Consider the following 18,117-nt stretch of genomic DNA (forward strand, 5'->3'; position numbering starts at 1 on the left):
GGCCCGCAGTCCAGCGGAATAAGATGATGGGATGCCCGCACTACGGTCCTCTTTTCGTGCCAGACCCAAACCACCGGCCTCAGCATGGAAGGACGTGCCGTGGGCTGCCCGCCGCAGCCATTTAGGCCGTCGCGGCCTGGCGATTGGAATAGATATCGGCGGCACCAAAGTTGCAGCCGGCGTGGTGGATGCGGAAGGGCGGGTCCTCGCCGAGGCCCGCAGGTCCACTCCCGGTGCCGATCCCCGGGCCGTGGAACAGACCATCGTGGAGCTGGTGGACGAACTCAGCGCCGAGCACCGCGTGGCCTCCGTCGGAATCGGCGCAGCGGGATGGATGGATCTCGACGGCGGGACGGTGCTGTTCAGCCCGCACCTTGCCTGGCGCAATGAGCCGCTCCGGGCCAGCTTGCAGAAGCTGCTGCGGCGTCCTGTCCTCCTGACGAACGACGCCGATGCCGCCGCCTGGGCTGAATGGCGCTTCGGTGCAGGCCAGGGTGAGAGCCGGCTGGTGTGCGTGACGCTGGGTACTGGCATTGGCGGGGCCATGGTCATGGATGGCCGGGTGGAGCGAGGACGTTACGGGGTGGCCGGCGAATTCGGGCACCAGATTATCTTTCCCGGCGGACACCGCTGCGAATGCGGGAACCGCGGGTGCTGGGAGCAGTATGCCTCCGGCAACGCCTTGGGGCGCGAGGCCCGCCAACTTGTCCGGACCAACTCGCCGGAAGGCCGGGCTCTTTTGGAAAAGGCCGGCGGAACTGCAGACAACCTCACGGGGGCAGCTGTCACGGCGTTGGCACTGGAAGGTGATGCGACATCCCGCGAACTCCTTGCAGATCAAGGCGAATGGCTGGGATTGGGACTGGCCAACCTGGCCGCTGCCCTTGACCCCGGGATGTTCGTGATCGGCGGGGGACTCTGCGATGCCGGGGAACTACTGGCCGGACCGGCCCGGGAGTCGTTCGCGAAGAACCTTACCGGCAGGGGGTTCCGGCCCATGGCGGGGATTGAGCTCGCGGCACTCGGTCCCCGTGCCGGCATGATCGGCGCCGCGGACCTTTCACGTGTCAGCGGACGCGCCCACAGCTAAGCTGTTCGCCGCAGAGGGGGCGTCGGCAGCACCTAGATGCGGGCGCCGTCGTCGTCCTCATTCTTTTCCTGCGGAAGCCGCATGATGAGGAACACCACCGACGCCACAAAAGCGGCAACAATTCCCAGGATCGCAACAAGGGGAGCAGACCGCCAGAACATTGCGGTGAAGAGCAGCGCGATGGGTCCTCCCACTGCACCAACCCACGCCAGCATAATCAAGGGCTCCGTGCCGGCAAGGCTCGGAGGCTCCTCGGGAACGAAAGCGTCATCGTCGTCGTCTTCGACCTCGAAGTCACGTGGCCCCAAGGGACGGCCGGCGCCTTCGGAAGACGCGGGAACCGCGGTCGCTTCATCGGGCGGCGTGGACAATCCCAAGGGGTCGAAATCCCTGAAGGCCTTGCTGGATTCACGCCGGGGCAGCCCGCCGTCTCCGGGAGCCGGGTTCAGGGGACCGGCCGACGACGGGTTCCCGGCTTCGGAGGTTCCAGTCCCCTCCAACCGGGCCACCAGGTCCAGCCATACGGCGTCGTCGTCCTTGTTGGCGCTCTGATCGGCAGAGTTGGCATCAGGCCTGTTCATGGGCTGTGTCCTTTTCGGGGGAGGGCCCGTGTCCGGCCAGGGTTGCTACGGTTTGTTGAATGAAATCCACGGTACCCGCGAAGATCTCCGGGGCGTCGTTGTCGAGAGTAGCCACGTGGTAGCTGTTGTTGAGGTACTTGACGTCCACTGGTGCGTTGACCCGGGCGCGCAGGAAATCCAGGCTCGCCTCTGAGATCACGTTGTCCACACTGGATTTGTAGACCTGGACAGGGGAGTGGATGCGGGGCAGGATCGCTGCCGTGTCCTTGTACATCTTCTTCAACTGGTGCGCCGCGGCAACGGGAGTGCGGGCGTAGGCACCTTCATTCTGGTCCGGTTTGAGGATGTCGTTGGCAATGGCCGGCGTTGTCTTCACCACGTATTTGAGCGCAGCGACTATGACTGCCCGTGGATCATCGAGGACCAAGCCCGGGTTGACCACCACTGTTCCGGCCACGGGGCGCGTCGCCGCGATGCGCAGCGCCAAAGTGCCGCCCATGGACAGGCCGGTGCTGAAGACGTAATCGCACTCGGCGGCCAGTTCCAGGTAGGCGTCATCCACTGCGCGGTGCCACTCCTGCCAGGAACGCCTCGCCATGTCCTGCCACGTGGTGCCGTGACCGGGCAGCAAGGGCAGCCTGACAGCATAACCGGCTGCAGCCAGGTGCTCGGCCCAAGGCCTGACGCTGTGTGGACTGCCGGTAAAACCGTGGGACATAACGACACCCACGCGGGGGCCTGTCCCGTTCCAACTGCTGAGGAATGGCGAGAAATCCGGAAGCATGTTCATGATGACTCTGAGGCTACTCTGTCCCCGGCGTGCTGACGGAAAAACCTGGCTGATTGTTCGAATATGGTGGGCGCATCAACATCAAGTGTGGCCACATGACCGCTGTGCGGAAGCGTCACCACTTTTAACCGGGAGGACGCAATGTGGCGCTCAATGGCGGCTACGGAACTCGGCGGGACCACCTCGTCCACTGACGACTTGAAGACCAAAGCCGGAGCCTGCACCTTGGGCAATCCGAGAGTGGCCGCCCGGAAGAGCTTCTTCAGTTCATGGACTGACTTCAAGGGCGTCTTGGAATAGTCGCCATCCTGGGTGGTGACCGGAGCCGGTTTGTCTTCAACGATGGGTGTGGTGGTGGGCATGACGTATTTGAGGGCAGCTACGTACCTCACGCGACGGTCATAGAAACTCAGGCCCGGATTGACAAGGACCAGCCCGGGGACATCATGCTGTGAAGCTACACGCAGTGCCACGGCGCCACCCATTGACAATCCCGCCACGAAGCACTTTTCTGTCTGCCCGGCCAAGTCCAGGTAACTCTGTTCAAAAGTCCGGTACCAGTCCTGCCACCGCGTTGTTGCGAGGTCCTGCCAACTGGTCCCGTGGCCAGGCAGCAGTGGTACAGAAACGGCGAATCCTTGAGCGGCCAGATACTCCGCCCACGGGAGGATACTGAGTGGACTGCCGGTGAATCCGTGGCAGATGGCCACTCCGGTGCCGGCATTGGGTCCGTGCCCGGCATGGTGGAAGGCAAGCGGCGCTGCAGGTGTGAGGCGTTCCGTCATGTGTCCCATCGTGTCACTGTTCCGGAGATTTCTCACTGGAGTAGGGTTGCAGTTGAGTGCCGGCCGGGTTGCCGGAAGCATGCCATCCGTCGGCCGTGAGAGGACAACCGTGTTCTATTGGGTCATGAAAAGGATCTTCCTGGGTCCCATCCTCAAACTCCTGTTCAGGCCGTGGGTCAAGGGCCTGGATAACGTCCCTGAAAGCGGCGCCGCAATCCTGGCGTCCAACCACCTGTCCTTTTCGGACTCCATCTTCCTGCCTTTGATGGTGCACCGGCCGGTGATCTTCCTGGCCAAGTCCGAGTACTTCACCGGGAAAGGCTTCAAGGGCCGGCTTACGGCGCTTTTCTTCAGGCTGAGCAACCAACTTCCCATGGACCGTTCCGGAGGGGCAGCGTCCGAGATGTCGTTGCAAGCCGGCAAGGATGTCCTCGCCTCCGGGGGCTTGTTGGGAATTTACCCGGAAGGCACCCGCAGCCCGGACGCCCGGCTCTACCGCGGCAAGGTGGGTGTAGCGCGACTCGCCTTGCAAACCAGGGTCCCCGTGGTGCCGGTCGCCATGATCGGCACGGAGAAAGTCCAGCCCATCGGTAAGCGGCTCCCCAGCATCCGCCGGGTCGGCATCATCTTTGGACAACCCCTGGACTTCAGCCGCTACTACGGCATGGAGGACGACCGCCTGATCCAGCGCGCAGTGACGGACGAAATCATGTACGCCCTGATGCGTCTCTCCGGCCAGGAATACGTCGATGAGTATGCCGCCGTGGTCAAGGCCCAGTTGGCCGGCAAGGGCCCGGAGCCTGTCCACCAGCTTGAGGTGACAGAGGAGGTCACCGAAGACATCGCTGAGGACAGGGATGAACCTGGGAGCGGCGGGGACGGGACATCGCAGAAACTGTGACGCGGGCGGCAGCATCGGTTACGCCCACAGTCCCGGAACCATGCCGGAGGCTACTACTCTTGAAGGGTGACTGAGCTAACCGCGAACACCGCATCCTCCACAGCAGATCCCCTTGCCAGCACCGCCCAAAGCGGGGCAGCGAACTATCCCGGGCTCGACGCCTGGCGGGACCTGCCGATTTCACAGCAGCCCACTTGGTCGGACGCCGGCGTTTTCGAGGCTTCCGTCAAGGAACTTTCCGTGGTGCCGCCGCTGGTCTTCGCAGGCGAAGTGGACGTTCTTCGGGAGCGACTGGCCGCTGCGGCACAGGGCAAGGCTTTCCTCCTGCAGGGCGGCGATTGCGCTGAGACCTTTGAGGCCGCCACCGCGGACAAGATCAGCGCCCGCGTAAAGACCATCCTGCAGATGGCAGTGGTGCTCACGTACGGTGCTGCCATGCCCGTCATCAAGATGGGCCGCATGGCGGGCCAGTTTGCCAAGCCGCGCTCGTCCAACGACGAGACCCGCGACGGCGTGACACTTCCCGCCTACCGCGGCGACATCGTCAACGGCTACGACTTCACCCCGGAGTCCCGCGCCCACGACGCCGGCCGCATGCTGAAGGCCTACCACACCTCTGCTTCCACTCTGAACCTCATTCGTGCGTTCACCCAGGGTGGCTTCGCGGACCTTCGACTCGTCCACCAGTGGAACAAGGGCTTCACGGAAAACCCGGCGCACGCCCGTTACGAGTCGCTGGCACGCGATATCGACCGTGCCATCAGCTTCATGGACTCTTGTGGTGCCGACTTCGAGGCACTGAAGAGGGTGGAGTTCTTCGCCAGCCACGAAGCGTTGCTTCTCGACTATGAGCGTGCCCTCACCCGCATCGATTCCCGCACCGGCCTGCCCTACGACACCTCCTCACATTTCCTGTGGATCGGCGAGCGGACCCGTGAACTGGACCATGCACATGTCGACTTCCTCTCCCGTGTGCGGAACCCGATCGGCGTCAAGCTTGGGCCAACCACCAGCGGTGACGATGCTTTGCGCTTGATCGACAAGCTGGACCCCAACCGGGAACCGGGCCGCCTGACGTTCATCACGCGCATGGGTGCGACGAACATCCGGGAAAAGCTGCCTGCCGTCGTCGAGCGCGTCACGGCCTCAGGGGCACAGGTGCTGTGGGTCACCGATCCCATGCATGGCAACACTGTCACGTCACCGAACGGCTACAAGACCCGCAACTTCGACGACGTCATTGATGAAGTCCGTGGCTTCTTCGAGGTCCACCACTCGTTGGGTACCGTCCCCGGCGGCCTTCACGTCGAAATGACCGGCGACGACGTCGCTGAGTGCCTGGGCGGTGCCGATCCCATCGATCAGGACGCTTTCCTGGACCGTTACGAGTCAGTGTGCGATCCCCGCCTCAACCACATGCAGTCCCTTGAGATGGCCTTCCTGGTGGCAGGAGCCCTCTCCAAGCGGTAGGAAACCAGAAAGAAAGGCGCGGTCCGGATGTCTCCGGACCGCGCCTTTTTGATGTATTCAGGTAACTGGAGTGGGGCTGCTAGACGACTGTCAGCGTAATAACCGAATCTTCCGGTACTTCAGTATTGACGGGGCTCTGGTCACGGACGGTACCGAAGAAACCGCCGAGGATCTTGTTGACTTCCACCTTGAAGCCCAACTTCTTCAACTCCTTCTCAGCCTCATCGGCCTGTTTGCCAATGAAGCTGGGAACCTTCACCATTTTGGGCCCCTTGGACACGGTCAACGTCACGGACTCGCCTCGGATGAGGGTGCCGTTGGCCGGTGACTGGGAGACCACTGCGCCCTTGGGGACCGACTTGTCATTGACCGTTTCCGGAGCAATCACGGCTTTGAGCCCGGCGTCCTGGAGGGCCTTGACTGCGGCATCCTGTGTTTTGCCGCGAACGTCCGGCACGGGAATCGGCTGCGGACCCTTGGAAACTTCCAGGGCCACGGGCGTACCGTGCCGGACTTCAGTGCCCTTGGCCGGGTCCTGGGCAATCACGACGCCGGCAGGTACTTTCTCGTCGAAGGCTTCGGTGACGTTCCCCAAGGCCATTTCCGCGGCATTAAGTGCCGTCTTGGCCTCGTCCAGGGTGCCGCCGGTCAAGTCGGGCAAGGGGAAGAGCTGGGCCCCCTTGGAGACGAAAAGGGTAATGGGCTGGAACTTCCGTACTTCTGCGCCGGATTCGGGCTCGGTTCCGACCGCGAGTCCGGCCAGGATGTCGTCGTCGAAGACGTCGCGTGGCTCCGATTGGAAACCAGCGGTTCGGAGGAGTTGCTGTGCCTCGGCAACAGTCTTGTTCTTGACGTCGGGTACAGTCCCGGGTGAACCGGGCCCCATGCCGAAGAACCACCCGGCTGCAGCCGCGAGCATCGCCAGGATGACGATCACGATGGCCCAGATCACGCCACGACGGCGGGGATTGCCTTCCCTGAGGGGGCGGACAGGGGTCGCTGCAGCGCGGGCGCGGTCTTTGGTCTGTTGCCTCTCGAGCCTCTTCAGCTCACGCTGGCCGGGACGGCCAAGGTCCTGCCCAGCATCCCCGCCTGTCGCAGTCCTCGCGTGCTGGATCGCTGAACCACCGGCGGCCATGATGGTGGTCGGGTTGCTCTGGTGGCTGATGAACTCGGTAGGTGACGCCGTGGTTGCCAGCGTTTCCGTTGGACTACCGGCGCCGCCACCGAGCGCGGTGGAAGCCGATACCGCGGGGTGTGGGTTGGGTCCCGGGGCTTGCCGGTGGTCCAACTGTTGGTCGGTCAGCGTGGTTCTGATGTGGCGGAGTTCGGCCAGGAGGGCAGCGCCGTCCACAGGCCTGTTCTCGGCATCTGCCGCCGTGCACCACTGAACCAGTTCGTCAAGGTCTTCGGCCAATCCGGGAACAACGTCCGACGGTCGTCCCACCACCGCGTTGACGTGCTGGTAGGCCACCTGGATGGGGGAGTCGCCGGCGTAGGGCTGTTTGCCGGTCAGCATTTCGTAGAGCATGATGCCCGCCGAGTAGATATCGCTGCGGGCATCCGCGGGTTGCCCGAGAACCAGTTCGGGAGCCAGATAAGCCACAGTGCCGATCAGGGCGCCGGTGCTGGTATTGGCCGAGACCGCCCGGGCCAGGCCAAAATCACCCACCTTGATCCGGCCGTCGTCGGCGATCAGGACGTTCTCGGGTTTGATGTCCCGGTGGATCAAGCCGGAGCCATGGGCAGCGGCCAGTCCTTCGATGACGGGATCGATCAGTGCAAGGGCAAGCCTCGGTGCCAGGATGCCTTGCTCGATAAGGACGTCGCGGAGGGTGTGGCCCTTGACGAATTCCATCACCAAGTAGGCGATGTGGCCGTCTTCGCCTTGGTCCAGTACGCCCACAATATGGGGGTGGGAAAGGCTGGCGGCGGCTTTTGCCTCGCGGCTCAGCCGCTGCAGGAAGGTGGGATCGTTTGCCAGGTGTGGGTGCAGGACTTTGAGGGCCACGTCGCGCTCAAGGCGCTGGTCCGTGGCCAGGTAGACGGTGGACATTCCGCCCTTGGCGAGGCGGGAACGGACCAGGTATCGGCTGTCCACCATGGTCCCAATGAGCTGGTCCTGCGTTGGTTCTTGCACCATACGATCCTAAACGAGGCAGGGAAGGGGCCCGAATCCACATTGGGCTGGCCAATGGGATCCGGGCCCCTTCCGAGGTGCTGCTGAAGCCTAGCCGAACGTGCGCTGGCGGGCCTTGATCGATTCGACGTAACGCTTGGTGTCGTCGTACATGCCGTACTTGCTGACCGAGTACTGGCCCTGGTAGTAACCGGCAATCGCGGTGTCCAGGTCCTTGCTGGTGGCGATCAGTGCGCGGATGATCGCGACTCCTGCCGTGGCGTTGTCGTAGGGGTCCAAAAGGTTGAGCTTGCGGCCCACCAGGTCCGAGGCCCACTGGCCGGACGACGGGATGACCTGCATGGTGCCGATCGCGTTGGCAGGTGAAACAGCCCGCTGGTCGAAGCCGGACTCCTGTTCCGCGAAAGCAAGCGCCAGGGACGGGCTGACGCCCATGCGCCTGGCCGTATCTGCCACGATGCTCTTCATTTCGGCGCGGCTTGGTACCGGGGAAGCGTTGAGGAGGGCCTTGTTCTCGTTGGCCGAACTCACCACGGCCGCCGGGTAGGTGAAGCCCAGGAAGGTGCTGGGAACCAGCGGCTTGGTCTCGCCGGCGGGCTGAAGTCCGGGGCCGGGGATGCTGAGCTTCTGGCCCGGGTAGATGACCGTGGTTGCCGATACCTTGTTGGCGGTCATCAGCGCGCTCAGGGAGACCCCGTGGCGCGCGGCGATGGAGCTGAGGGTGTCGCCGGCTTTGATGGTGTAGGAACCTGTGCTGGCCAAGGGGGCAGGCGCGGGGGCCGGTGCGGGAGCCGCAGGCGTGGAGGGCGCAGAGCCGCCGCTGACCTTGATCTTCTGCCCCGGGTAGATGATGGAGCTTCCATTGAGGTTGTTCCAGCTGAAAATGCTGGACAGGGGTACGCCATGCTTGGCGGCTATCGCGCCCAGGGTGTCACCGGAGACCACTGTGTAGATGCTGGCGTTGCCTGGGGCGCTCGGGGCCGCCGGTGCGGAGGGTTGGGCGGGTGTGGTCGTAGCCGTTCCCGTGAGTTTGATGGTCTGGCCCGGGTAGATCAACGTGGTGGCCGAGAGCTTGTTCAGCTGGAGGACCGCATTGGTGTCCAGATTGAAGCGGCGGGCGATCGCGCTGATGGTGTCGCCACGAACGATCGTGTAAGTATCCGGAACCGAAGGGGCCATGGGGCGCAGGGCTGCGGGCAGCGTGGCTGCAACAGCCTGTGCGGGGATGACGGTGCCGGCATTGACGGCTTGCGCCTTCATTGCTGCAGCAAGCGTGGCAGGGACTTTGCGGGGCTGGGGTGCCGGGGAAGCCATGGACGGCTGGGCCAGGGCAAGCGAGGACAAAACCACGGCGGGAAGCGCAGCCGTGGTTGCCGCAATGACCGGCATGCTCATGGTTCGTTTCGGCGAGCGGGGCGTCGTCATGAAGTGTCCTCATCTCAACAGCGGGGTGTTGGGTAGCGCTGTTGTCAGTGTTGCCAATGTTACTGATGTTATCAATGGTGCAAGTGTGATCAGTGTGAATCTCTCACACTTATTCAATCGACACAACAATTCCTGTCGTACGGGATTATGGACACCAATTAATTGCCAATGAAATGGCGGCCTCAAGGCGGGAGCCGGGTGCCGCCGTCGAACCCCGGCTAGGCGCCGGGCAGTGCGGCGTGGCAACCTTGTTCCGTGAGTAATGTAGAAAGCCTTGTTTCCGACTGGCTCCCGCTGCCGGATGTCGCCGAGCTGCTGGAAGTTTCCATCACCAAAGTCCACGGACTTTTGGATGAGCGTGCGCTGGTAGCCATCAGGCGGGGAGAGCGGAATGTCCGCTCCGTTCCAGCCTTGTTTCTTCAGGATGGGCATGTTGTAGACAGCTTGAAGGGAACCATTGCGGTTCTCAGCGATGCCGGTTACAACGACGAAGAGTTGATCGTCTGGCTCTTTACCCCGGATGAATCACTGCGGGGCCGTCCTATCGACGCCCTGCGCGAGGGGCGGAAAACTGAAATCAGGCGTCGCGCCCAGTCTCTCGCCTGGTAGCGGTGTCTTCCCGGCTGGACAGCCTGGAACTGAATTAAAACGACGACGACGGCGGGTTCCACCGCCGTCGTCGAGTCATGTCCTTTCGAAGCCGGTCCCCACCGGCTGAACCGCCATGCTGAGGCTGAGGATGATGCTGAGGCTTAGGCTGCGCGGCTGACGGCGGCCTCGGCCAACTGCCTCAATGCCGTGAGCGGCGCGTCATCGAGTGGCAGGCGTTCCAACGCTTCAAAGGCCTGGTTGCTCAGTTCGGCAATCCGCGACTCCGTGGCATCCAAAGCGCCGCATTGCACCATGATGCGGCGGATACGAGCTACGTCGTCTTCGCCAAGGCCCGGATTACCCAGCATTCGATCAAGGTATTCTGCGTCGTCGGCTGTTGCCTGGTTCAAGGCAAATCCAACAAGGACAGTGCGCTTGCCTTCCAACAAATCATCGCCTGCCGGTTTGCCGGTGGTTTCGGGATCGCCAAAGACTCCAAGGACGTCGTCCCGCATTTGGAATGCCTCGCCGAGGGGCAATGAAAACTCTGAGTAGTTCTTCAGCAGCCCCGCGGGGGCGCCGGCAAGCGCTCCGCCCAATGCCAGCGGATGTTCCGTGGAATACTTTGCTGATTTGTACCGGATGATCGATTGCGCGCGATCCACTGAGCCGGCCCGGTCACGAACAGGGCCGGCCACCTCCTCAAGAATGTCGAGGTACTGGCCCGCCATGACCTCGGCCCTCATGACATTAAAAATGCGGCGCGCGGGGGTTCCCGCCGCGGCCCGGACGCCGATTTCGGTAAAGGACTCCTCGCTGAAGGATAAGCAGAGGTCCCCCGTCAGAATGGCAGCGGCATCCCCAAAGCGCGCGCTGTCCAAAGCCCAGCCGTTGATGCCATGGAGTTGGCTGAAGCGTTTGTGCACGCTGGGTCCACCGCGGCGTGTATCTGATCGGTCAATGATGTCGTCATGGATCAGCGCTGCTGCCTGGAACAGTTCCAGCGCGCACCCGGCAGTAACGATGTCAGGATCTCCGGATTGACCGCCTGCGCCCCTCCAACCCCAATAGCACATCAGTGCGCGGAGTCGTTTTCCACCAGTGACGAGGTGGGAAATTGAGCCGATCAGCGGTTCGACGTCCGGGGACACCGTAGCCATGAGGTCCTGTTGCTGTGACAGGAAGTTTCTCAGTTTGCCCGCAACCCCGCTGATGAACTCCGTCTGTTCGGACGCCACTTGGGAAAATGCCGTCACTTGATGGACCCGGACGCCACGTTGGCGCCAATGGTGAAGGTTGACACGCCTTCCTTTTGCCGTATTGAGACGTTCACGGTCTCGCCATCGCCCCTGATGAAGTCCAGCGAGGTGACGTTGCCCACGGCTTCTGGGCCTGGGACAAGCTTGAAGCCCTGTGCCTCCAAGGATGTTTTGTAGTAGTCCACCACGCCCTCAGGCGGGGCCTTGACGGTTCCGACCAAGGCAACGGTGGCCAGGGAGGTGCTCTTGTCAAAACTGCTGGAACGGACAGACGTCTTGGGCATGACGGGGATCAACTGTTCAGGGAAGCCGGGAACAAGTGCGTTCACCGTTGCCGTTGCGCCGGGCGCCGGGGTGGCCGACTCCGTGGCCGTCGCAGTCTCCGGTGCCGAGGTGGAACCGGAGCCCGAACCTGAAGCGGCCGGCGTGGATGGTGTCGACTGCGATGAAGTCTCTGTGGGGGAGGGCGCGGCTGAGCCTCCTGGCGACGGCGTACATGCCGAGGCCGCGACGGCGACACTTGCTGCGAGCAGGGCAAAACCTCGCGATCGAGGAGTTCCAAAGAGCTTCACAGGGTATCCTTCCGTGGGCTGAGCCTGACTGTGCCTCCAGTCTAGTCAGTGGCCGGGCATAGTATTGCCGATGTGAGGCAGGAAGCATTCGGAAACGGCCCGGGAGCCGGCCAGGAACCCTCCCGCAGCGCTGGAGATGCTCTGCGGGAACTGAGGCGAACCAGCATACTTCACGTTGATATGGATGCGTTCTTCGTTTCCGTTGAACTCCGCAGCCGCCCTGATCTTCGGGGAAAACCCGTCATTGTCGGATTTCCCGCTGAGCGGTCGGTGGTGCTCTCTGCTTCTTACGAGGCCCGGGCAACCGGAGTGAAGTCCGCGATGCCGATGTCCATGGCGATGAGACGCTGTCCGTCCGCAGTGATCATCAACCCGCGGCACACGGTGTACTACGAAGTGTCCGGCCAGATCATGGAGATCTTTGCCTCCATTACGGATCTCGTGGAACCGCTCAGCGTGGACGAAGCGTTCTTGGATGTTGGCGGCGCGATTCGCCGGCTCGGTCCGCCCTTGGACATCGGCCACCTCATCCGGCGACGGGTCCAGTCGGAACTGGGCATTACGGCCTCCGTGGGAATTGCAAGCACCAAGTTCGTGGCCAAGATCGCGTCCACGCGGTGCAAGCCCGACGGAATACTGCAGATCGACGCGGAGGACACCCTGGCGTACCTGCACAGCCTCCCTGTCAACGCATTGTGGGGTGTGGGTGGAAAGACCGGAGAAATGCTTGCCCGGCTTGGCATCCGGACCGTGGCAGATGTGGCAGCTACTCCCTTGGCATCTTTGAAGAAGGTCCTGGGTGCCAGCGGTGAACACGTCCACCGCCTGTCCATGGGGATCGATCCGCGACCCGTAACCCCCACCAGGCTGGAGAAGAGCATCGGAGCCGAGGAGACGTTCACCAACGACACCGGCGACGACGACCTGTTGCACAGGGAACTGCTGCGCCTCTCGCACCGGACGGCGGGTAGGTTGCGGAGTTCAGGCATGCTGGCCAGGACTGTCGCCTTGAAGCTGAGGTACTCGGACTTTTCGACCGTCACGCGGAGCCGGACAGTCCACGCCCCGGTGGACAGTGCCCAGATGATCTACCAAGTGGCTGTCCAACTGCTGGAATCCCTGGGCCCGCGGTCCATGACTGTCCGGCTCGTAGGGGTTCGGGCAGAGCAGCTTGAGCCAACCGGACAGACGTCCCTGCAGCTGAGCCTGGATCGCCGGGATGACAACTGGAGGGCAGCGGAGCAGGCATTGGACCGCGTTTCAGAACGCTTCGGTTCCAAGACCTTGCTCCCTGCAAGGCTCCTGGAACCGGGAAAACCTCCGACAGGAACCTGATCGGCTGTGAGCTTGGTCCCGCTGGGCTCCGGGCGTCTTTCAGAACGGCGTCGGACAAACTATCCTATTTATTACAGAGATTTAGATCGTCTGGACAAACTGTTTCCTGAACAGTCGGCCCTGAGATGCCCGCTGAACCACGAGGGAATTTTGGGAACGATTTTCTTGGTCCGATCGTTTTGGAAACAGACGCACAGAAAGCGTTATGTCCAGACGCTGGCTGACTAAAGGAGGTCGCGATGCCCCTCTCGGAGCACGAACAGAAGCTGCTTGAGCAACTGGAAAAGCAACTTCATGAGGACGATCCGAAGTTCGCCAGCACCATGGGTTCGGATCCCATTCGCAGTTGGTCAACCCGGCATGTGATTATCGGCGTGCTCGGCGCCATTGCCGGCATCCTCCTCCTGCTCGTGGGAGTGTCGATGCAGGCGATACCAGTGGGTGTCCTCGGCTTCGTCGTCATGGGTGCTGGCGTTTACTTCGCCACGCTGCGCGGAGGTGCCTTTGGCAAAGCCGGCAAGGGCAAGCCTGCAAAGGGCAAACCCAAGAGTTCCTTCATGAGCAGCTTGGAAGAGCGCTGGGACGAGCGGCGCCGCGACGATTCCTGAGCGTTCGTTTTTCTCTCCATCGCCGGCCGTGCCGGTTACCCTGCTTGACGCGCGCCCCTGACGATCCAAAGGGGATAACGAAAGACCCGCAAACTGCGGGTCTTTTTGCGTTTAAGGAGTGGTGGTGGCCTCCTCCACTTCCCGCCCCGTCTCCACTTTCCACCATCCGCCACCTCCACAGCTGCGTAGATGTCCGGATTCGATACCTGGGCTCCCTGTTGGGAGCAGACGCGCCGAACCCAGGGGATCGCATCCCTCCACTTTCCACCACGACCCTGAAAGCCGCGCCGTTTCGGTCATCTTAAAACTCAAGGTGGTGGAGAAACGCCCCGTACTGCGTTGACTGTGGGGCTTTGTGGAGTAAAGTGGAGCACATAAGAGGGTAGTGGCAGTGTTGGGAATGAACGGGCACCTTAACTGAGGGGCGGTGGGGCCAGATGTTTCTGGGTACTCACTCGCCGCGTCTCGATGAAAAGGGCAGGATCATCCTTCCCGCCAAGTTCCGTGAGGAGCTGGCGGAGGGGTTGGTCCTCACCAGGGGCCAGGAACGCTGCATCTACGTCTTCAGCCAGAAAGAATTCGAACGTATCCACGAATCGATGCGGGAAGCGCCACTGTCTTCCAAGCAGGCCCGTGACTACAGTCGTGTTTTCCTGTCCGGAGCCTCTGATGAAGTACCTGACAAGCAGGGGCGCGTGACGATTCCGCCGGCGCTCCGGGCGTATGCGGGCCTCGGTAGGGAACTGGCCGTGATCGGTGCCGGTACCCGGGCGGAGATCTGGGATGCCGAAGCTTGGAATGAGTACCTCAACGAGAAGGAAGCAGCCTTCTCGGAAACGGATGACGACAATCTGCCCGGGTTCATCTAACCGGTCGGAGGAAGCAGTATTACCGCTTCTTGAATGGGATCTCCAGCCGCCCATCGAACAGTCTTCCTGGCTCACCTTCCCCTGAGCCAGGCCGGCCGAACGATAGGCGCGGATGGGGATCCGATTCAAGAAACACCAGGCAAGCGATTGCGGAAAGAGGAGGCAGCGTGGAAGAGCAGGACGCGGCAAAGCCCACATCGGAGCGCCACGTACCCGTCCTCAAAGACCGCTGCATCAACTTGCTGGCCCCTGGTTTCGAGGCTGCCCGGAAGCGCGGCCAGACGCCTGTGGCCATCGATGCCACCCTGGGCATGGGCGGCCACTCCGAGGCGATGCTGCAACGCTTTCCGGACCTGCACCTGGTCGGCATTGATCGCGATGAGGAAGCGCTCGCTTTGGCGGGTGCACGGCTGGAGCCGTTTTCGAACAGGACTGACCTGGTTCACGCCGTCTACGACGAAATCGAAGACGTCTTGGCGGACCTTGGCATCCCCGAGGTTCATGGCATCCTCATGGACCTGGGCGTGTCTTCACTGCAGCTTGATGAGCGTGAGCGTGGCTTCGCCTACTCCTACGACGCCCCCCTGGACATGCGGATGGACACCAGCCGCGGCCAGACAGCTGCCGATGTAGTCAACAACTACAGCGAAGACGAGCTGGTCCGCATCATCCGTAAATGGGGCGAAGAAAAGTTTGCCGGGCGCATCGCCAACAGGATCGTGAATGCCCGCGCCGGGAAGCCCTTCGCGACCACCGGTGAACTGGTGGAACAGATCCGGAGTGTAGTCCCCGCTGCAGCCGCGAAGAGCGGTGGACACCCCGCCAAGCGCACCTTCCAGGCGCTTCGGATTGAGGTCAACGAGGAATTGGATGTGCTGGAACGGGCCGTTCCTGCAGCCGTGGCCGCTACGGCCATGGGCGGCCGGATTGTAGTGATGTCGTATCACTCGCTGGAAGACAAGATCGTGAAGTCCGTATTCCAGGCCGGATCCAAATCCTCAGCCCCACTTGGTTTTCCCGTGGAACTTGAAGAACACAAACCCGAACTAAAGACCATCACCAAGGGCACGGAAGTGCCCACGGCAGCAGAAATCGCTGAGAACCCCCGCGCGGCGTCCGCCCGGTTGAGGGCAGTGGAGCGCATCAAACCGAGGAGAGACGCATGAGCAACGCCGCAGCGAAGACACTGCCCTCCGTGGTGGGCAATACGGCCCGTGCGCTGCCCGCTCCTGCAGGCAAGCCCGACGCCGGACGCAAGGCCCGCACTCCGCTCTCCCTGGTGCGAAACGCTCCGGGCAAACGCCGGACACCTTTTGTTGTCCTCTGCTTCGTGGCCATGGCGGCTGCCCTCCTGACCGTACTTGTCTTGAACATTTCAGTGTCCACTGCCCAGTACCAGTTGGTGCAGCTCAAGGCGGAGGCAGCCACCCTGAACAAGGAAAACCAGGACCTGACACAGAAGAAGCAGAATTTCGAAGCTCCCCAGAATCTGGCAGCAAAGGCTGCAGAATTGGGAATGGTTCCTTCCACCGTCAAGGGACAGATCGACCTGAATACGATGACCGTCACCGGAAAGGCAACGCCGGCAGTTAAGGGAGATGCTCCCTTGGCCCAGCTTGCTCCTCCGGCCGTGGCGGGGATGCTGGACGTGGTTCCCTCGGTGACAACCAAGGATCCGCTGGAGAACCTCAAGCCGGTAACACCGGTGGCGCCGCCCACTCCGGCGGCTCCTGCCGAAAATCCGGCATCCCCGGCAGCCACGCCTCCGGTTGAACTCCATGGGGGATCAGTCCCGGCCCCCCAGCAGAAGGCACCCGGGCAGTAACCCATCAGTCCACTGAAGCTAGGCCAGCAGCAAGGAATCAACGTGGCTCAGAACCCCGGCACATCGAAAAAAACGAAGACGCCGGCGGCAAGAAAGCGGCTCCGCGTTGGTCTTGGCATCATGCTGACCCTGCTCTTGGTTGTGGGTGGGAAGCTCTTCATGGTCCAGGGCCTGGACATGGGAGGAATGGCCGAGGCCGCGCTGGCAAAACGCCTCACACCGCAGGTCCTGCCGGCAGAACGCGGACAGATTGTGGACGCGAACGGAACCGTGCTGGCCAGCAGCGTCATCCGCTACAACCTGGTGGTCGATCAGGTCTTGAACACGAACACAGCCTCTTTCAAGCGCTATAACGAGAAGACCGACGAGATCGAGACTGTTTCCAGGGACCAGGGCATCTCGGAGCTCGCTACGCTCCTGGGGTCCGACGTGGAGAAGATCCGTGAGGCGCTGACCGGGGACAAGAAGTACTTCGTGGTTGCCAAGGACATCAAGCCTGAACTTGAAGACCGCATCTCCAAACTGAACATCCCCGGAGTCGTCCCTGAAGGCGTCAGCAAGCGCGTCTACCCCAACGGCAGTGTTGCCGGTGGCGTGGTGGGCTTCCTCCAGGACGGGACCACCGGACAAGCAGGCATCGAACAAACCCAGGACGAGATCCTTCGCGGTGTTGAAGGCAAGCGGGTCTTTGAGATCGGCGCTGACGGCCTGAGGATTCCGGTTGCCACCGATGAACTGACGCCGGCCGTGGATGGCAGCGACGTCAAGCTGACCATCAACACCGATATCCAGTACTTCGCGCAGCAGGCCATCCAAAGCCAGGTGGACAAGATGAACGCGGAGTGGGGGTCCATCATTGTGATGGACACCAAGACCGGCAACCTGGTGGCCCTGGCTGATACCAACGCTCCGGATCCCAATGACCCGGGGAAAGTGGACGCCAAGGATCGGGGCGTACGCTCCGTGACGGCCGCCTATGAACCTGGGTCCGTGCAAAAGATGATCACCGCGGCGGCTGTCATCGAGGAGGGCAAGTCCTTCCCCTTGGATCACTTCACAATTCCAACGGCATACACCATCGACGGACAGACGTTTACGGACGCCTTTGAGCACGGCACGGAGGAACGCACCCTGGCGGGCATCCTGGGGTGGTCCATGAACACCGGAACCGTCATGGCCGGCAGCAGGTTGACCAAGGAACAGCGCTACGACTGGCTGAAGAAATTCGGCATTGGGGAGCAAACGGACATCGGCTTGCCGGCTGAGGCCACCGGCATCCTGGCCAAGCCTGAGCAGTGGGACGAACGGCAGCAATACACGGTGCTGTTCGGCCAGGGCGTTTCCCAATCCACACTCCAGACAGTACGGGCCTTCCAGAGCATCGCCAACGATGGTGTGATGCTGCAGCCCAGGCTCATAGACAGCTACGTCACCCCCGAGGGGGAGGAGCAGAAGGTTGCGGCCAAGGATTCGCGCCAAGTGGTGTCCAAGGAGACCGCGCAGCAGGTCCGGGACATTCTGGAGAGCGCCGTGACCGAGGGGCAGATCAAGGACGCGGCCATCGACGGCTACCGGGTTGGTGCTAAGACGGGAACGTCCCAGGCGCCCCGTGAAGACGGTCTGCCCGGCTTCGACGGTTACACCGCCTCGATGGTGGGCATGGCGCCGATGGATGACCCCCGTTTTATCGTCGAAGTGGTCCTGCAGCGTCCCAAGGGAAACATCTACGGCGTCACCAACGGGCCGGTGTTTCGGTCGGTGATGGCGCAGGTCCTGCGGACCTACAACGTGGCGCCGTCCACAGGAACTCCCGCGCGCCTGCCCCAGTTCGTCAAGTAAGCTTCTTGGGCGTCTGTTTCGGCCAAAATTCGATCCA

17 protein-coding genes are annotated in these 18,117 nt (G+C 62.3%); 10 read left to right on the forward strand and 7 right to left on the reverse strand.

The window, feature by feature from the left end; genetic code table 11:
- Nucleotides 1–31: 31 nt before the first annotated feature.
- On the forward strand, nt 32–1,090 hold the full coding sequence (locus QEH68_RS08800; RefSeq protein ID WP_207597101.1) for an ROK family protein: 1,059 nt from the start codon (nt 32–34) through the stop codon (nt 1,088–1,090).
- Between the two features lie 32 nt (nt 1,091–1,122).
- Here the strand turns inward: QEH68_RS08800 and QEH68_RS08805 are convergent, their stop codons facing one another.
- The 3 genes from QEH68_RS08805 to QEH68_RS08815 are packed head-to-tail and all read right to left on the reverse strand — an operon-like array spanning nt 1,123 to nt 3,246.
- Entirely contained in the window at nt 1,123–1,671 is a 549-nt protein-coding gene (locus QEH68_RS08805; RefSeq protein ID WP_280627701.1) for a hypothetical protein, read from the reverse strand.
- Nucleotides 1,658–2,461, reverse strand: a complete 804-nt coding sequence (locus QEH68_RS08810) for an alpha/beta fold hydrolase (protein ID WP_280627702.1) — start codon at nt 2,459–2,461, stop codon at nt 1,658–1,660. Before QEH68_RS08810 ends, QEH68_RS08805 begins: the two co-directional genes overlap by 14 nt.
- Complete coding sequence (locus tag QEH68_RS08815) at nt 2,458–3,246, reverse strand: alpha/beta fold hydrolase (RefSeq protein ID WP_280627703.1); 789 nt, start codon at nt 3,244–3,246, stop codon at nt 2,458–2,460. Before QEH68_RS08815 ends, QEH68_RS08810 begins: the two co-directional genes overlap by 4 nt.
- 109 nt (nt 3,247–3,355) lie before the next feature.
- Between QEH68_RS08815 and QEH68_RS08820 the strand changes: the two genes are divergently transcribed.
- Both QEH68_RS08820 and QEH68_RS08825 read left to right on the forward strand, forming a co-directional pair.
- Nucleotides 3,356–4,147, forward strand: a complete 792-nt coding sequence (locus tag QEH68_RS08820; protein ID WP_207597531.1) for a lysophospholipid acyltransferase family protein — start codon at nt 3,356–3,358, stop codon at nt 4,145–4,147.
- Nucleotides 4,148–4,213: 66 nt separating this feature from the next.
- Nucleotides 4,214–5,617, forward strand: a complete 1,404-nt coding sequence (locus QEH68_RS08825) for a 3-deoxy-7-phosphoheptulonate synthase class II (RefSeq protein WP_207597105.1) — start codon at nt 4,214–4,216, stop codon at nt 5,615–5,617.
- A 79-nt stretch (nt 5,618–5,696) separates the two neighbouring features.
- Here QEH68_RS08825 and pknB read toward each other — a convergent pair whose 3' ends face one another.
- Nucleotides 5,697–7,760 carry a Stk1 family PASTA domain-containing Ser/Thr kinase gene (gene pknB, locus QEH68_RS08830; protein WP_280627704.1) on the reverse strand — a complete coding sequence of 688 codons (2,064 nt, stop codon included), beginning with the start codon at nt 7,758–7,760 and terminating at the stop codon, nt 5,697–5,699.
- Between the two features lie 87 nt (nt 7,761–7,847).
- The gene (locus tag QEH68_RS08835) at nt 7,848–9,182 is read right to left on the reverse strand and encodes a LysM peptidoglycan-binding domain-containing protein (RefSeq protein WP_280627705.1); all 1,335 of its coding nucleotides are present in this window, start codon (nt 9,180–9,182) and stop codon (nt 7,848–7,850) included.
- 255 nt (nt 9,183–9,437) lie between these two features.
- Here QEH68_RS08835 and QEH68_RS08840 point away from each other — a divergent pair, with 255 nt between their 5' ends.
- On the forward strand, nt 9,438–9,791 hold the full coding sequence (locus QEH68_RS08840) for an Rv2175c family DNA-binding protein (RefSeq protein ID WP_207597108.1): 354 nt from the start codon (nt 9,438–9,440) through the stop codon (nt 9,789–9,791).
- Between the two features lie 143 nt (nt 9,792–9,934).
- On the opposite strand, the gene QEH68_RS08845 is transcribed toward QEH68_RS08840, so the two are convergent.
- A complete protein-coding gene (locus QEH68_RS08845) occupies nt 9,935–11,029 on the reverse strand; it encodes a polyprenyl synthetase family protein (protein ID WP_280627706.1) in 1,095 nt (364 codons plus the stop codon).
- Nucleotides 11,026–11,604, reverse strand: coding sequence for a hypothetical protein (locus QEH68_RS08850; protein ID WP_207597110.1), 579 nt, complete (start codon nt 11,602–11,604; stop codon nt 11,026–11,028). The genes QEH68_RS08845 and QEH68_RS08850 overlap by 4 nt, the downstream gene beginning before the upstream one ends.
- Nucleotides 11,605–11,676: 72 nt before the next feature.
- Here QEH68_RS08850 and dinB point away from each other — a divergent pair, with 72 nt between their 5' ends.
- The 6 genes from dinB to QEH68_RS08880 all read left to right on the forward strand — a co-directional run bounded on the left by dinB (nt 11,677) and on the right by QEH68_RS08880 (nt 18,080).
- A complete protein-coding gene (gene dinB, locus QEH68_RS08855) occupies nt 11,677–12,939 on the forward strand; it encodes a DNA polymerase IV (protein ID WP_348537385.1) in 1,263 nt (420 codons plus the stop codon).
- A gap of 239 nt (nt 12,940–13,178) precedes the next feature.
- Complete coding sequence (locus tag QEH68_RS08860) at nt 13,179–13,547, forward strand: DUF3040 domain-containing protein (protein ID WP_280627707.1); 369 nt, start codon at nt 13,179–13,181, stop codon at nt 13,545–13,547.
- Nucleotides 13,548–13,984: 437 nt separating this feature from the next.
- A complete protein-coding gene (gene mraZ / locus QEH68_RS08865) occupies nt 13,985–14,416 on the forward strand; it encodes a division/cell wall cluster transcriptional repressor MraZ (RefSeq protein ID WP_280627708.1) in 432 nt (143 codons plus the stop codon).
- A gap of 167 nt (nt 14,417–14,583) precedes the next feature.
- Nucleotides 14,584–15,582 carry a 16S rRNA (cytosine(1402)-N(4))-methyltransferase RsmH gene (gene rsmH / locus QEH68_RS08870; RefSeq protein ID WP_207597112.1) on the forward strand — a complete coding sequence of 333 codons (999 nt, stop codon included), beginning with the start codon at nt 14,584–14,586 and terminating at the stop codon, nt 15,580–15,582.
- Complete coding sequence (locus tag QEH68_RS08875; protein ID WP_207597113.1) at nt 15,579–16,241, forward strand: hypothetical protein; 663 nt, start codon at nt 15,579–15,581, stop codon at nt 16,239–16,241. The genes rsmH and QEH68_RS08875 overlap by 4 nt, the downstream gene beginning before the upstream one ends.
- Before the next feature lie 42 nt (nt 16,242–16,283).
- Nucleotides 16,284–18,080, forward strand: coding sequence for a penicillin-binding protein 2 (locus tag QEH68_RS08880; protein WP_207597114.1), 1,797 nt, complete (start codon nt 16,284–16,286; stop codon nt 18,078–18,080).
- Nucleotides 18,081–18,117: the final 37 nt, after the last annotated feature.

It is taken from the genome of Paenarthrobacter sp. OM7 (assembly GCF_029873575.1).
Classification (GTDB): Bacteria; Actinomycetota; Actinomycetes; order Actinomycetales; family Micrococcaceae; genus Arthrobacter.

Bases quoted from the DNA above. Each gene is read 5' to 3' on its own strand.
- QEH68_RS08835 (WP_280627705.1), bottom strand. From the start codon at position 9,182: ATGACGACGCCCCGCTCGCCGAAACGAACCATGAGCATGCCGGTCATT.
- QEH68_RS08810 (WP_280627702.1), bottom strand. From the start codon at position 2,461: ATGAACATGCTTCCGGATTTCTCGCCATTCCTCAGCAGTTGGAACGGG.
- mraZ (WP_280627708.1), top strand. From the start codon at position 13,985: ATGTTTCTGGGTACTCACTCGCCGCGTCTCGATGAAAAGGGCAGGATC.
- QEH68_RS08815 (WP_280627703.1), bottom strand. From the start codon at position 3,246: ATGACGGAACGCCTCACACCTGCAGCGCCGCTTGCCTTCCACCATGCC.
- pknB (WP_280627704.1), bottom strand. From the start codon at position 7,760: ATGGTGCAAGAACCAACGCAGGACCAGCTCATTGGGACCATGGTGGAC.
- QEH68_RS08860 (WP_280627707.1), top strand. From the start codon at position 13,179: ATGCCCCTCTCGGAGCACGAACAGAAGCTGCTTGAGCAACTGGAAAAG.
- QEH68_RS08805 (WP_280627701.1), bottom strand. From the start codon at position 1,671: ATGAACAGGCCTGATGCCAACTCTGCCGATCAGAGCGCCAACAAGGAC.
- QEH68_RS08800 (WP_207597101.1), top strand. From the start codon at position 32: ATGCCCGCACTACGGTCCTCTTTTCGTGCCAGACCCAAACCACCGGCC.
- QEH68_RS08875 (WP_207597113.1), top strand. From the start codon at position 15,579: ATGAGCAACGCCGCAGCGAAGACACTGCCCTCCGTGGTGGGCAATACG.